Below are 15,559 nucleotides of genomic sequence, written 5' to 3' on the forward strand. Positions count from 1 at the left end.
CAGGATGAGTACAACGCTGAATTCCAACCCGTTATGCATTAATCAGAATATGCCAGGCAAGAAAGCACAGGCAGCCACGCGCATCGTTTTCTTTGTTGCGGGCTTTGCTATGGCTTCCTGGGCACCGCTGGTGCCCTTTGTCAAAACGCGGCTGGCTATCAGTGATGCCTCTTTGGGGATGTTGCTACTTTCTCTCGGTATTGGCTCACTCTTAGCCATGCCGCTGACCGGTTTCCTCACCAGCAAACTCGGGTGCCGCAGCGTTATTTTGCTGGCAAGCGCGCTGCTTTGCCTGGTATTGCCCGCGCTGACGCAGGCAGAAACGCTGCCCCTGATGGCGATAACGTTGCTCTTTTTCGGCGCGTCCATGGGGATGATTGATGTCGCGATGAATATTCAGGCCGTCATCGTAGAACGGGCCAGCGGCCGGGCGATGATGTCAGGCTTTCATGGTTTCTTTAGCATCGGGGGGATTGTCGGTGCAGGCGGCGTCAGCGCCCTGCTGTGGCTTGGCCTGTCTCCGCTGATGGCAATTCTGGCGATTGTCGCACTTATGCTGCTAGCGATGGCAACGGCGCATCAACACCTGCTGCGCACTACAAATCAAGATGAAGGCGGCCCACTGTTTGTCATCCCGCGCGGCTGGGTGATGTTCATTGGCTCACTGTGCTTCATCATGTTCTTAGCCGAAGGGTCCATACTGGACTGGAGCGCGCTCTTTTTAACGGTTGAACGCAACCTGAGCGGCGCGCAGGCGGGCATGGGCTATGCGGCGTTTTCCGTTGCGATGACGCTGGGCAGACTGAACGGCGATCGTATTGTTAACGCGCTCGGCCGCTACGCGATTCTGACCGGTGGCAGCCTCTGCGCCGCACTTGGTCTGGTGTTAACGATCAGCATTGATAATGCGATCACCGCCATTCTGGGCTTTGTGATGGTGGGTATCGGCGCATCGAATGTGGTGCCGATCCTATTCAGCGCAGCGGGGAATCAAAAGATCATGCCGCCGAATCTGGCCATCGCCTCCATTACTACCGTAGGCTATGCAGGTATTCTGATCGGCCCGACCATTCTTGGCTTTATTGCACAGTTCAGCAATTTGGCTACCGCATTCGGGTTTGTCGCACTACTATTGCTGGGCGTTAGCGCCAGCGCGCGTGCCGTTATCCGCTAATCAGGAACGTTAATTGATGCCAGCCATGATCCTGCGTTATTTTTCACTCCTTACCGTGCTCTCGCTCCTGATTACCGGAACGTTTGGCTATAACTACATCAACGATTTGCTGGCGGACAAAAAACACTCGCTGACGACCATTGCTCAGGGCATACAAAAACGCGTCGATACCTATCGTTTTTTCACCTATCAAATATACGGCAGCCTGAACAGCGAACCCGCCGCTAGCGACACCAACATTACCGCCATTAATTTAATGCCGAATGTTTTCTACGTAGAAAAAAACGGTCAGAAAACGGACGCGCTGATTTTTGGGCAACACGATAAAGGGACACTGACCTCGGTTCGCCGGATATCACGTTATCTTGATATTCTCTGGGGAGCGGAGAATAGCGTCTATTCCATGTATTACCTGAATGGTATCGACAACAGCCTGACGATGATTTCCACGCAGACGCTGAAAGATATCTCCTCGCAGTTCCGTGGTAATTATATTACGGTCATCGCCGAAGCCCGCCGGACAGAAATGCTGCAACAGGCGAATGTCTTAGACGAACGCGAAAGTTTTTCCCCGCTGCGTAAATTACGCTTCTATAACGACTACTATTTTACGCTGCGCACCACATTCAATCAGCCAGGCCATCTGGCGACGATTCTGGCGTTCGATTTACCGATTAACGATTTAATCCCAGACACCATTCCGCGTGAGCATCTCATGCTGAAGCCGGATACGCCGGCGGCCAGCAATATGGACAACAATAATGGCGAAGGCACGGCAGACGTTCAGCTTCATGGCTCGAATCTTGAAATCTCCGCCACGCTCGTGAATGCACCGATAAAAATCGTTTTTCAGATGCCAGTAAAAGCCCTGATTATTGATTCATTGCGTAATAACATCTGGCTTCTGCTGCTGAATCTGGTTCTGCTGAGTTTGTCCGTCGTCGGCTTTTATCTTTTCCGTCGGCAGTATGCGCAACCCGGCGAGGATGTCTCTCGCCAGTTGGAAAAGACGCTGAATATTTACCGCGAAACCACGGGCAGAATCCCAATGGGCGTGCTGGTTTATGATTTCAGCAACAATAAAGTCGTCATACAGAATGAGCGCGCAGAGCAGTTGCTTCCGCACCTGAGCCTGCAAAAAATCACCAATATGGCGGACGAGCATCAGGGCGTTATTCAAGTCACGATTAATAATGAGATGTATGAAATACGCCAAATCCGCAGCCACTATTCGCCTGACTATTGCCTCTTCCTACTGCGTGAACAGGATAAAGAGATTCTGGTACAGCGCAAACTGCTGCTCGCCCAGCGTGAATACGAAAAGAATATTCATGCCAGAAAACGGTTATTCCAAAACCTGCTCAGCGAATTCAAACAGCCGCTGATTTCACTACGGCAGCATATTCATGCGCTACGCCACAGCGAGACGGCAACCATACCGACACCCACGCTGGATCAGCTAACGGCAGATACCCGCTGCGCGATTGAGCTGCTGGAAAATATTGCCTTGCACGAAAAACTGGAAGCGCAGGAATGGAATGTGGTCAACGAAAGTTTTTCACTGCTGACGGCTATCGACCATGTTCTCCTTGAGCTGCTGCCACGATTGAATCAAAAAGGTCTGACCCTATTCCATCATTACAATCTGGATATGAATCAAACCTACGTGGGCGATGCCGAGCTGTTGAAAAAGACGCTGACGCTGTTGCTGAATTATTCGGTGACCAATACGGATTACGGCAAGATTACGGTATCGATTGATAGAAAAAATAATGAGTCGGATACGCTGATTATTCAGATCAGCGATACGGGAACGAATGTTTCAGGCAAAGAGCAGGAAAATATTCGACACCCTTTCCTGCATCCTGCGGCGTCCGATCGTTTCGGACAAAATTCAGGATTGACCTTATTTTTGTGCAATCAACTCTGTAATAAACTGGGCGGCGCGTTAACTATCAACAGTAAGGCCGGATTAGGCACGCACTATATTCTGACGTTAAAACTGGAGCCGGAAGCGCTTCCCGTTGAGGAAGAAAAACTGCTGGATGGTATTACCGTTCTGCTGGATGTGACGTCTGATGAAGTACAGCATATTGTCGGCAATATGCTGACGGGCTGGGGTGCGAATTATCTGGTTAGCGATGAACGCCAGATTAATCAGGAAGCGGATATCTGCATGACTGACGACCCGGAGAAAAAAGCAGATTATACGCTGCTGTTGAGTCATGACGATGACACAGTAACGCCTTTGGGCCCGCGTCGTTTGCGGGTGAATTATAATATCAGCCACCTCCTGCTGGAGGCATTACTTAAGCTGATTGAGCTACAACTGGAAACATCACCCGATGCGCTACAGGAAGGGGAACCGGATAATGTCGAATTTTACGCCGCACAATTAGCAGCAAGCGACTATTATTCGCTGTTCGTGGAGACAGTACCGGATGATTTAAAGAGGCTGTATACTGAAGTGGAAGCAGGCGATTTTCCGTCGCTTTCGCAGACGGCACACCGGCTGAAAGGCGTGTTTGCCATGCTTAATCTGCATCCTGGCAAGCAGTTGTGTGAACAGCTTGAACAGCATATTACCGCGCATGATAGTGAACAGATTGAGGCTAACCTTCATGAAATTGAGAGGTTTGTCAGTGCATTACTATCCCCAGTAGAACCTAAAGGGCAGCAAGGTAGCCAACAAGATGAGTAACCAAAACGATGAGTAACTTAAACGTAATTATTGCCGACGACCATCCTATTGTCCTTTTTGGCATCAAAAAATCGCTTGAGCAGATTGAATGGGTCAATGTGGTTGGCGAATTTGAAGACTCAACAGCGCTGATCAATAACCTACCTAAGCTGGACGCTAATGTTTTAATCACCGATTTATCCATGCCAGGCGATAAATACGGCGATGGTATTACCCTCATTAAATACATTAAGCGCCATTTTCCTCACCTTTCTATTATTGTTCTTACCATGAATAATAATCCGGCAATTTTGAGCGCGGTGCTGGATTTGGATATCGAAGGCATCGTACTGAAACAAGGTGCGCCGACCGATTTACCCAAAGCGCTGGCTGCCCTGCAAAAAGGGAAGAAATTCACGCCGGACAGCGTATCCAAAGTGCTGGAGAAAATCAGCGCCAGCGGCTACGGCGACAAACGCCTGTCTCCGAAAGAAAGTGAAGTGCTGCGCTTGTTTGCAGAAGGCTTTTTGGTTACCGAAATCGCCAAAAAACTGAATCGCAGTATCAAAACAATCAGTAGCCAGAAGAAGTCAGCCATGACTAAGCTGGGCGTCGAGAACGATATCGCCCTGCTGAATTACCTGTCCTCCGTTAACGGCGGCGCGACCCAGGTAGACTAAGGATGTCCTCTCCTGCACCGGCAGCCGCTGGTGCAGGTTATTCCTCAGAGATTCTCGCCTGACGCACCACATTACTGTAATGCGCCAACGCCTGTTGCAACGTATCCAGCGTAACCGGTTTTGACAAACAGTGGTCCATCCCAGCCCCAAGGCAACGTTCTCTTTCTTCCGCCAACGCATTTGCCGTTACACCGATAACCGGGAAACGTAACCCCTGCTCGCGCATACGTCGTGTGAACAAATAACCATCCATATTCGGCATGTTGACATCCGTCAGTACGATATTGATGTGGTTTTTACTCAATACGCCTAGTGCGTCTACGCCATCATTTGCCGTCATGGCCTGATAGCCCAGAGAACTGAGCTGGTCCGCCAGCAGTCGACGGTTGATGGGGTGATCGTCAACCACCAGAATCATAATGTCGCCATTCTCAGCCCGTACGTAGCTGGTCAGCGGCGGTGAAATCTCGATGCGATGTCTATCCTCGCTTTCTGAGCGATAGATTTTCTCCAGCAAATCTGGCAGATGTTGAGGCGTGGACGTCCCTTGCACCCAGTGCCCATCGCTCACTTCCTGCGCTACCCCGGTATGCGAGCCATTCATCACGATATGCGCCCGAACGTTAACGTCCTCTTCTGACGCGTAATCGCTAATCATCACATCATCAGGCGACACGGTTTGATTCTGATAGCGCGCCACCTGCAACCCCTGATCCTGCAACAGCGTCAGAAGATAAGCCTCCAGCCGGGCATTGCGTATCCTCAACCAGCACGTTTTCCCTTGCAGGCTGGCGTTGATCGCCGCTGGAGCATAGTGCGCTTTGTACAGAGGAATTCTGACGCCAAACAGGCTGCCGAGCCCAGGTTCTGACTCGATGGTAATGTCTCCATCCATCAGATTGACCAGCTTTTCACAAATCGCCAGCCCTAATCCCGTGCCCTGAAAATGGCGCTGAACACCGCTCCCTGCCTGGAAGAACGGGTCAAACAGCTTCACCGCCTCGCGAGGTTGAATACCCACGCCGGTATCACGCACCACAAATTCCAGATAGCCATCGCGGCAGCCGACTTCGAAAATGATGCAGCCCGTGTCTGTAAATTTGATGGCGTTACTCAGCAGGTTAGATAACACCTGCTGCAAACGTACGGGATCGCCGAACAGGCTGACCGGCACATTGGGATCGATAAAGCAGTACAGCGTCAGGCGTTTCTTGACCACCAGCGGGAGATAGTTGCTGGTGATGTGGCTGATGACTTCATGCGGCGCAAACTCACACGCTTCAATCTTCAACTGCTCCGACTCAATCTTGGAAAAATCGAGGATATCGCTGATGATTTTCAGCAGCAGTGAGGAAGAGTTGTTCATCGCGGCAACCAGACGATTGGCATCCTGCGGCAGCGATTTGGTTTGCAGTAAATCGAGGTTACCAATAATCCCGTACAGCGGCGTACGCAATTCATGGCTGACGGTGGCAAGGAACATCGATTTAGACTGGCTTGCCTGCTCGGCGGCATTCGCCATTTCCTGTAGCGATTCTTCCATTTTAACGCGCGCGCTGACGTCCAGCAGCACACAAATCGCCACGTTTTCATTACGATAGCGCGAATGGACAAAGCTGATTTGCAGGTGATGATTGCGGCTGGTCATGACATCCACAAACTTGGACTGCTGCTCGCAAATGATGCGGGTAATGCGCAGCCTATCCTCGTGGGTAAGCAAGTTGAGATAGTTGTGCGCCAGTTCGTTACTAAGGATGTTCGTGCCGTCATTAATACGCAGGATACAAATACCTACCGGTGCCGATGCGACAATCTTGCGGTTGAATTGCTCGTTTTCTTCCAATTGGAACGCATTCACTTCCGCCGGCAACAGCATTTTCCGCTCAAACACCAGCGCCAGTACAAACAGCAAGATAGCCGATAGCATATTTAGCACCAGCATATTGATCATCAAGGCGCTGATATGGGAGAGCAGCACCTTCAATGGTAGCGAATACACAATGCTGAATGACGTCGGCGGCAGCGATTTCTTCAGAATGAGTTCATCATACCCATTCACATAGCCAAAATAATTATGATCGGAGGGATAGCCGTCTACCGACGAAGCGTAACGCTCTTTATCATCGGAAAACTGCAAAACAACCTGATTATATTGATCCAGCAGCCGGGCACTGATCGGAAATTTACCTATGGTGACAAAGTCATCCAGACGGATCGTCTGTTCAATCCCCATGATGACTTCCAGCTTGTTATCCACATAAATCGGCGTCAGCGCATATAAATAGCCGACATCGGGGATCGAAGCTCGGGTAATCCAATAGACCGTTTCATCGCGTCCGCTTTGGGTGCGACTCTTCTTCTGATCCTGAAACCGATCCTGCACATTTTTAAGCAAGTTATCACGGTCGAGTGACTGGTTACGGATGCCAAAATCAACCATACAGCGCCGATCGCCACCGACAAAAAAGACCCGGTTAAGATCGTAGACGGCAGAAAAATTATCCTGCCAGCCGTTGAAAAAATGGCTCAATGAGAGCAGCGCCGCATTCCCGCCATATTGCGTGGAACAGGTTGCGCCGGGAGCCAGCGCATAAACGGAGACACCGGGGCCCCCTTCAGTTGGCGGCTCTGCCTTTTCTCTTGCCAGCATCAGGCGATTTGCCGCCAGATACTGGAGTTCGCGCACAATATCCGACGCGTGTCGGATGTAACCCTGCGACTGATCAAAGCTGAGGTTATACTCCTGCCGCAGCTCTGATTCTTTTTCATTCAATACTTTAGTGACATAAAAAACGGATATCAGCGCGCCCAATACCCACAGCATGACCGCCAGAACCCGAAATAAATAGCGGGACACCTTTAATGTGGTCTGGAATGAGGCGAGATATTTCAAATGGATACCGTTGAATAATGGAAGAACCAGTTGGCTGATACACTACCGAGAGTCGATAAAAAAAGCCAGCGCATCGCGCTGGCTTACTCTACTCATTTCGGTTTAATGAAAAGGCTTATTCGTCATCTTCAGCGATATCATCATCGCCATCAATGTCGTCGATAGCATCATCGTCTTCGGCAACTTCGCCTTCAACTTTTACCACGCCATCCAGCTCTTCATCTTCTACTGGCTCGGCAACGCGTTGCAGGCCGACAACATGTTCGTCTTCCGCCGTACGAATCAGCGTGACACCCTGCGTGTTACGCCCAACGATACTGACTTCAGACACGCGCGTCCGCACCAGCGTTCCCGCATCGGTGATCATCATGATCTGGTCTGCGGCATCAACCTGAACCGCGCCAACCACTTTACCGTTACGTTCGCTGACCTTGATAGAGATAACCCCTTTCGTCGCACGCGACTTGGTCGGGTATTCGCTCACGGCAGTACGCTTACCAAAGCCATTTTGCGTGACGGTCAGGATATCGCCTTCGCCGCGAGGAATGATCAGAGAAACGACACGATCTTCGCCTTGTAGATTGATACCACGGACACCCGTTGCCGTACGGCCCATGGAACGCACCGCCTGCTCGGAGAAGCGAACCACTTTGCCTTCCGCAGAGAACAGCATCGCTTCATCGCTACCGTCGGTCAGGTCAACGCCAATCAGCTCGTCACCTTCATTCAGGTTAACCGCGATGATCCCCGCACTACGTGGACGGCTGAATTCCGTCAGCGCCGTTTTCTTCACGGTACCGCTCGCGGTTGCCATGAAGATATGGCGGCCTTCTTCGTATTCACGCACCGGCAGAATCGCGGTAATACGCTCATTCGGCTCAAGCGGCAGCAGGTTGACGATCGGACGACCGCGCGCACCGCGGCTGGCTTCAGGCAATTGGTACACCTTCATCCAGTACAAGCGACCACGGCTGGAGAAGCACAGAATCGTGTCGTGGGTGTTAGCCACCAGCAGGCGATCGATAAAGTCTTCTTCTTTAATACGAGCAGCAGACTTGCCACGACCACCGCGACGCTGGGCTTCATAGTCGCTCAGTGGCTGATACTTCACGTAACCTTGGTGAGACAGCGTAACGACAACATCTTCCTGGTTGATCAGATCTTCGATGTTGATGTCAGCGGTGTTCGCCGTGATTTCCGTACGACGTTCGTCGCTGTATTGCGTTTTGATCGCTTCCAGCTCTTCGCGGATGACTTCCATCAGGCGCTCAGGACTATTGAGGATATAAAGCAGCTCGGCAATTTCCGCCAGCAACGCTTTATATTCATCCAGCAGCTTCTCGTGCTCCATGCCGGTCAGCTTCTGCAAACGCAGATCCAGAATCGCCTGCGCCTGCTGTTCCGTCAGGTAGTAGCGACCGTCACGGATACCGTATTCCGGCTCCAGCCACTCTGGACGCGCAGCATCATCGCCCGCACGTTCCAGCATCGCAGCCACACTGCCCAGTTCCCACGCCTGTGCGATCAGCGCAGCTTTCGCTTCAGCAGGTGATGGAGCACGGCGAATCAGTTCGATAATCGGATCGATGTTCGCCAGCGCAATCGCCAGACCTTCCAGGATATGGGCACGGTCACGGGCTTTACGCAGTTCAAAAATGGTACGACGCGTCACCACTTCACGGCGGTGGCGCACAAACGCAACCAGAATGTCCTTCAGCGGCATGATCTTCGGCTGGCCCTGATGCAGAGCGACCATGTTGATGCCGAATGACGTCTGAAGCTGCGTCTGGGAATACAGATTATTCAGTACCACTTCGCCCACGGCGTCACGCTTAATCTCGATGACGATACGCATACCGTCTTTATCGGATTCGTCACGCAGTGCGCTAATGCCTTCGATACGTTTGTCTTTGACCAGCTCGGCAATTTTCTCGATCAGGCGCGCTTTGTTCACCTGATACGGAATTTCATGCACGATGATGGTTTCACGTCCGGTTTTCGCGTCCGCTTCTACCTCAGCACGCGCACGGATATAAATTTTGCCGCGCCCGGTGCGATAGGCTTCTTCAATGCCGCGTCGGCCATTGATGATCGCCGCCGTTGGGAAATCTGGGCCTTTGATGTGTTCCATCAGCCCTTCAAGGCTGATGTTTTCATCGTCGATATACGCCAGACAGCCGTTCACGACTTCCGTCAGGTTGTGCGGTGGAATGTTCGTTGCCATCCCGACTGCGATACCGGAAGAACCGTTAACCAGCAGGTTGGGAATACGCGTAGGCATGACGTCAGGAATCTGCTCGGTGCCGTCATAGTTCGGCACAAAATCGACCGTCTCTTTTTCCAGATCGGCCAGCAGTTCATGAGCAATTTTCGACATGCGAATTTCGGTATAACGCATTGCCGCAGCGGAGTCGCCGTCAATCGAACCGAAGTTGCCCTGACCATCGACCAGCATGTAACGCAGTGAGAAAGGCTGCGCCATACGTACGATGGTTTCATAAACGGCAGAGTCGCCGTGTGGGTGGTATTTACCGATGACATCCCCGACGACACGGGCGGATTTTTTATACGGTTTGTTCCAGTCGTTACCCAGTACGCTCATCGCATACAGTACGCGGCGGTGTACCGGTTTCAGTCCATCACGAACATCTGGTAATGCACGCCCGACAATAACGGACATCGCATAATCCAGATACGAGCTTTTCAGCTCTTCTTCAATGTTGACCGGTGTGATTTCTCTGGCAAGGTCGCTCATGGAGCCGCTATCCCTCTATTTAGGCATCTACCCGTGTTCAGAAAAGTGAACCGTTCAGATAAGGTGAACTGTTCAAAAGGTGAAAAATTATATCACAAAGCGCCGTTTCGGGGAAACTCCCCGAATATAACCCTACAGGTGGACTAACTGAGAAACGTAAAGCGAATCACGTGATACAACGTAGTACCCAGGCGACGACGCATTCAGCGCATTGATGCTGGCAAATCTGGCATGATAAAGGGGTGAAAATAAACACCCCCTATTATTTATTACGTTAAGCAATCATTTAGCAGAGAACAGATAATCTACCGTCAAGTTAGACATCGCACGAACCCCTGTCAGCAGGGCAGCCTCATCGACATAAAATAAAGGCGAGTGGTTTGCGGGAGCCGTCACGGGATCGGTGCCTGGCGGCGTGACACCCAGGTTGAAGAATAAACCTGGCGCTTTTTGCTGATAAAATGAAAAATCCTCGGATGCCGTCACCTTATCCGGTACTGCGAATTTCCCCGGTCCTGCAACCCGCTGTAAGGTGGACGACATTTGCTTCGTCAGCTCAGCATCGTTGTTAACCGCATCATATAGCTCCATGATGTTAATAACGCCCTTGGCACCAGCGCTTTCCGCAATGTGCCCGACAGTATGCTGCAATCGATGATGGATATCTTTTCGCATATCTTCGTTATAGCTGCGAATTGACCCCGTCATTTTCACCTCTTCAGGGATAATATTGGTTCTGTTGCCCCCATTGAAAGTTCCCACCGTAATGACAGCGGGTTCCTTCATGATATTACTTTGCCTGCTAATAATCGTTTGAATACCCATCACGATCTGTGACCCTACCACGATAGGATCAACGCCCTGCCAAGGTAATGCACCGTGCGTTTGCTTACCTTTGACATCAATACTAAAGGTATCCGCAGCCGACGTTACCGCCCCTGGGCGCCACGCTAGCCAGCCAGTTGGCAAGACGCTGGTCACATGTAGTCCAAAGATGGCATCGACTTTCGGGTTGTCCATTACCCCTTCCTGCACCATCATTTTAGCGCCCCACGATCGCTTTCCATCTGGCTCGAAATTCGCAGGACCTTCTTCAGCCGGCTGGAAAATGAATTTTACTGTACCGGGCAATTTATCCTTCATGCCTGCAAGCACTTCTGCCGTTGCCATCAGTATCGCGGTATGCGTATCGTGACCACAGGCATGCATCAGATCGACTTCTGTTCCCAGATAACTCCCCTTTGCCTTAGATGAAAACGGCAGGCCGGCTTGTTCTTTTACTGGAAGCGCATCCATATCTGCTCTAAGCGCCACTACTCGGCCGGGTTTTCCACCCTGAAGTGTACCGACAACACCCGTAACTGCGACTCCCGTTTTTACATCCATACCCAGTGAGCGCAGGTGTTCGGCTACCCGCGCAGCGGTCCGAGTCTCTAGATTGCCCAATTCAGGATGTTGATGAATATCCTGTCGCCACGCGATGAGCTTTTTCTCGATTGCTTGCGACCTTTTTTCTATTTCATCGTGTAACGCACCCAACTCATTGTCACTGACCGCAAACGCATCGGTAACCGATGGAGACGACTTGTTTACACTCGCCAGGCTTGATGGCTGAAGACTCGTTAACCCTAAGAAAAATAAAGAAATGAGCAGAGAGACTTTTTTGGGGCGGGAAACGTTAAATCGATTCTTCATGGCTATCCTTAAAATCAGCTCCTTTAAACGGGTATATATTTCTTTTTTCCGTATCATGACACCATGATCTACATCAAATGCCAATGCCAGGTGCGGAGCCAACAGCGCCGCCATGCGACATAAAAGATAAGCTAGCCACATTGGTGACCACCCTACCTTAGCAGTGACATTTTTCGGTATCATAGACCCAGTCCAAGATTGAGCTAACGAAGGCCAGAACACATGAATGTAGAAAATCAAACTCCGAACGTTGACCATCAGGAGATTGCCAAATTTGAGGCTATCGCTTCACGCTGGTGGGATTTAGAAGGTGAATTCAAACCCTTGCACCGCATTAACCCGCTGCGTCTGGGCTATATTTCGCAACACGCCGAAGGCCTGTTCGGCAAGAAAGTGCTGGATGTCGGCTGCGGCGGCGGTATTTTGGCCGAAAGCATGGCGCGTGAAGGCGCGGACGTCACCGGGCTCGATATGGGCGCAGAACCGTTGCAGGTCGCACGTTTGCATGCACTAGAAAGCGGCGTCGCCGTCGATTACGTGCAGGAAACGGTAGAAGCGCATGCACACGCGCATCCGGGCCTCTACGATGTCGTCACCTGTATGGAAATGCTGGAGCACGTTCCCGATCCGCAATCCGTGGTGCAGGCCTGCGCCAGATTGGTCAAACCCGGCGGGCACGTCTTTTTCTCCACCATCAACCGTAATGCGAAAGCGTGGATGATGGCCGTTATCGGTGCCGAGTACGTGCTAAAAATGGTGCCACGCGGCACGCACGACATTAAGAAATTCATCCGCCCGGCGGAACTGATGCACTGGGTTGACAGTACACCACTGCGTGAAAAGCATATCACCGGGCTGCATTACAACCCGCTGACAGACCATTTTAAACTGGGTCCAAACGTGGACGTGAACTACATGCTGCACACTCGGCACGACAAATAGAATCGATTAAGAATACTCTTAAAAATTGCGTGGTTTTTCACCGCGCAATTTTCCAGGTTTTACCTGAAAAACCAACAAAATGACCACGACTTATTTTTTTTACAGAATATTGACATCCTCTTAGCCCTTACAAAATCAGGATTTCGAGAAACCAACGGTTCGGCAACCTGAAATCAACATCAAAATCAAGCCTTGTACTCAAACGAATCCAGACTAGAATACTCACGATGTAGTAGCCACTTATCAAAAAATATCTATATCTAGTATTTATCCACAGAGTTAGTCACAGAGGCAATTCTGTGAATAAACAGGGGATATTTTTTATTTTCACCAACAGGTAAATCCCAACATGAACCAGAGCTTGCTCGTTACCAAACGCGATGGCAGTAAAGAAAAAATCAATTTGGATAAAATCCACCGCGTCATTACCTGGGCCGCAGAAGGTTTACACAATGTCTCCGTTTCTCAGGTCGAACTGCGTTCACACATTCAGTTTTATGACAGCATCAAAACCTCTGATATCCATGAAACCATCATTAAGGCCGCAGCCGATCTGATCTCACGCGAAAGCCCGGATTATCAATATCTGGCCGCGCGTCTGGCAATATTCCATCTGCGTAAGAAAGCCTACGGCCAGTTTGAGCCGCCTGCTCTGCTGACGCACGTCACCAAGATGGTAGAACTGGGCAAGTACGACAAACACCTGCTGGAAGACTATAGCCAGGAAGAATTTGCCCAGATGGACGCTTTCATCGATCACTGGCGTGACATGAATTTCTCCTATGCGGCGGTGAAACAGCTGGAAGGGAAATACCTGGTACAAAACCGCGTCACCGGTGATATCTACGAAAGTGCCCAGTTCCTGTACATTCTGGTCGCCGCCTGCCTGTTCTCCGGCTACCCACGCGAAACGCGTCTGGATTACGTTAAACGTTTTTATGACGCGATCTCTACGTTCAAAATTTCTCTGCCGACGCCAATCATGGCGGGCGTGCGTACGCCAACGCGTCAGTTCAGCTCTTGCGTGCTGATCGAATGCGGCGACAGTCTGGATTCCATCAACGCGACCTCCAGCGCGATCGTAAAATACGTTTCCCAGCGTGCCGGTATCGGCATCAACGCGGGCCGCATCCGTGCGCTCGGCAGCCCAATTCGCGGCGGTGAAGCATTCCACACTGGCTGTATTCCTTTCTATAAACACTTCCAGACGGCAGTGAAATCCTGCTCTCAGGGCGGCGTACGCGGCGGGGCCGCCACGCTGTTCTATCCGCTGTGGCATCTGGAAGTGGAAAGCCTGCTGGTGCTGAAAAACAACCGTGGCGTAGAAGGCAACCGCGTTCGTCACCTCGACTACGGCGTGCAGCTGAACAAACTGATGTATCAACGTCTGGTAAAAGGTGAAGACATCACGCTGTTCAGCCCATCTGACGTACCTGGACTGTACGATGCCTTCTTCGCCGATCAGGATGAATTCGAGCGCCTGTATGTGCAATATGAGCAAGATGCCAGCATCCGCAAACAGCGCATCAAAGCGGTCGAACTGTTCTCCCTGATGATGCAGGAACGTGCTTCTACGGGCCGCATCTACATTCAGAACGTTGACCACTGCAACACGCACAGCCCGTTCGATCCGCAGATTGCGCCCGTTCGCCAGTCCAACCTGTGTCTGGAAATCGCACTGCCGACCAAGCCGCTGAACGACGTGAATGATGAAAACGGTGAAATCGCGCTGTGTACGCTGTCGGCTTTCAACCTCGGTGCTATCAACAGCTTAGACGATCTGGAAGAGCTGGCGACACTGGCCGTGCGCGCGCTGGATGCCCTGCTGGATTATCAGGATTACCCGATTACCGCGGCAGAGCGTGGTGCAATGGGTCGCCGTACGCTGGGTATTGGCGTGATCAACTTCGCGTACTATCTGGCGAAAAATGGCGTGCGTTACTCCGACGGCAGCGCCAACGGCCTGACACACAAAACGTTTGAAGCTATTCAGTACTATCTGTTGAAGGCGTCGAATGTGCTGGCACGCGAACAAGGCGCCTGCCCGTGGTTCAATGAAACCACCTATTCGCAGGGTATTCTGCCTATCGATACCTATAAGCGCGATCTGGATGCGATCTGTAACGAACCGCTGCATCTCGACTGGGAAGCACTGCGTAATGACATCAAAGCGTACGGTCTGCGTAACTCCACGCTGTCCGCGCTGATGCCGTCTGAGACGTCATCTCAGATCTCCAACGCCACCAACGGTATTGAACCACCGCGCGGCCATATCAGCGTCAAAGCGTCCAAAGACGGCATTCTGCGCCAGGTTGTGCCAGAGTACGAAACGCTGAAAGATGCTTACGAACTGCTGTGGGATATGCCAAATAACGACGGCTATCTGCAACTGGTGGGTCTGATGCAGAAGTTTGTCGATCAGGCGATCTCCTCCAATACCAATTACGATCCGTCACGTTTCCCATCAGGTCGAGTACCGATGAAACAGTTGCTGAAAGATCTGGTCACGGCCTACAAATTCGGTGTTAAAACGCTGTATTACCAAAACACCCGTGACGGCGCTGAAGACGCACAAGACGACCTGTTAGCAGAACCACAGGATGACGGCTGCGAAGGCGGCGCGTGTAAGATTTAAGCCAATAATGAAAGGCTGCCGATGCAGCCTTTCATCTTTTATAGCAGGCGTCGCAGCTCGCCCCTTATGGGCCTTCACACGCGGCGTTAAAAAATGCTCACGGCA

Annotated in this window: 8 protein-coding genes; 5 read left to right on the top strand and 3 right to left on the bottom strand. The window is 51.2% G+C overall.

The window, feature by feature from the left end; translation table 11 throughout:
* Positions 1–4 precede the first annotated feature (4 nt).
* Genes H4F65_RS07780 through rcsB form a run of 3 tightly spaced genes read left to right on the top strand, consistent with a single transcriptional unit; the run spans position 5 to position 4,534 of the window.
* On the top strand, positions 5–1,174 hold the full coding sequence (locus H4F65_RS07780; protein ID WP_010284106.1) for an MFS transporter: 1,170 nt from the start codon (positions 5–7) through the stop codon (positions 1,172–1,174).
* A gap of 16 nt (positions 1,175–1,190) precedes the next feature.
* Positions 1,191–3,875 carry a phosphotransferase RcsD gene (gene rcsD / locus H4F65_RS07785; protein WP_039319282.1) on the top strand — a complete coding sequence of 895 codons (2,685 nt, stop codon included), beginning with the start codon at positions 1,191–1,193 and terminating at the stop codon, positions 3,873–3,875.
* A gap of 8 nt (positions 3,876–3,883) precedes the next feature.
* Entirely contained in the window at positions 3,884–4,534 is a 651-nt protein-coding gene (rcsB, locus tag H4F65_RS07790; RefSeq protein WP_005976164.1) for a response regulator transcription factor RcsB, read from the top strand.
* Between the two features lie 37 nt (positions 4,535–4,571).
* Here rcsB and rcsC read toward each other — a convergent pair whose 3' ends face one another.
* The 3 genes from rcsC to H4F65_RS07805 all read right to left on the bottom strand — a co-directional run bounded on the left by rcsC (position 4,572) and on the right by H4F65_RS07805 (position 12,018).
* A complete protein-coding gene (gene rcsC / locus H4F65_RS07795; protein WP_072014191.1) occupies positions 4,572–7,427 on the bottom strand; it encodes a two-component system sensor histidine kinase RcsC in 2,856 nt (951 codons plus the stop codon).
* Between the two features lie 115 nt (positions 7,428–7,542).
* Positions 7,543–10,182 (bottom strand): DNA topoisomerase (ATP-hydrolyzing) subunit A, encoded by a 2,640-nt coding sequence (gene gyrA, locus H4F65_RS07800; protein ID WP_010284092.1) that lies wholly within the window; start codon positions 10,180–10,182, stop codon positions 7,543–7,545.
* Positions 10,183–10,464: 282 nt separating this feature from the next.
* Complete coding sequence (locus H4F65_RS07805; protein ID WP_010284089.1) at positions 10,465–12,018, bottom strand: amidohydrolase; 1,554 nt, start codon at positions 12,016–12,018, stop codon at positions 10,465–10,467.
* 81 nt (positions 12,019–12,099) lie between these two features.
* Between H4F65_RS07805 and ubiG the strand changes: the two genes are divergently transcribed.
* Both ubiG and nrdA read left to right on the top strand, forming a co-directional pair.
* Positions 12,100–12,819, top strand: coding sequence for a bifunctional 2-polyprenyl-6-hydroxyphenol methylase/3-demethylubiquinol 3-O-methyltransferase UbiG (ubiG, locus tag H4F65_RS07810; RefSeq protein WP_010284087.1), 720 nt, complete (start codon positions 12,100–12,102; stop codon positions 12,817–12,819).
* 349 nt (positions 12,820–13,168) lie between these two features.
* On the top strand, positions 13,169–15,454 hold the full coding sequence (nrdA, locus tag H4F65_RS07815) for a class 1a ribonucleoside-diphosphate reductase subunit alpha (RefSeq protein WP_010284084.1): 2,286 nt from the start codon (positions 13,169–13,171) through the stop codon (positions 15,452–15,454).
* Positions 15,455–15,559 lie beyond the last annotated feature (105 nt).

Source organism: Pectobacterium brasiliense (assembly GCF_016950255.1).
GTDB classification, from domain to species: Bacteria; Pseudomonadota; Gammaproteobacteria; order Enterobacterales; family Enterobacteriaceae; genus Pectobacterium; species Pectobacterium brasiliense.

Excerpts from the sequence above, each read along its gene's own strand:
- H4F65_RS07805 (WP_010284089.1), bottom strand. The coding sequence starts at position 12,018 with ATGTGGCTAGCTTATCTTTTATGTCGCATGGCGGCGCTGTTGGCTCCG.
- gyrA (WP_010284092.1), bottom strand. The coding sequence starts at position 10,182 with ATGAGCGACCTTGCCAGAGAAATCACACCGGTCAACATTGAAGAAGAG.
- ubiG (WP_010284087.1), top strand. The coding sequence starts at position 12,100 with ATGAATGTAGAAAATCAAACTCCGAACGTTGACCATCAGGAGATTGCC.
- nrdA (WP_010284084.1), top strand. The coding sequence starts at position 13,169 with ATGAACCAGAGCTTGCTCGTTACCAAACGCGATGGCAGTAAAGAAAAA.
- rcsB (WP_005976164.1), top strand. The coding sequence starts at position 3,884 with ATGAGTAACTTAAACGTAATTATTGCCGACGACCATCCTATTGTCCTT.
- H4F65_RS07780 (WP_010284106.1), top strand. The coding sequence starts at position 5 with ATGAGTACAACGCTGAATTCCAACCCGTTATGCATTAATCAGAATATG.
- rcsD (WP_039319282.1), top strand. The coding sequence starts at position 1,191 with ATGCCAGCCATGATCCTGCGTTATTTTTCACTCCTTACCGTGCTCTCG.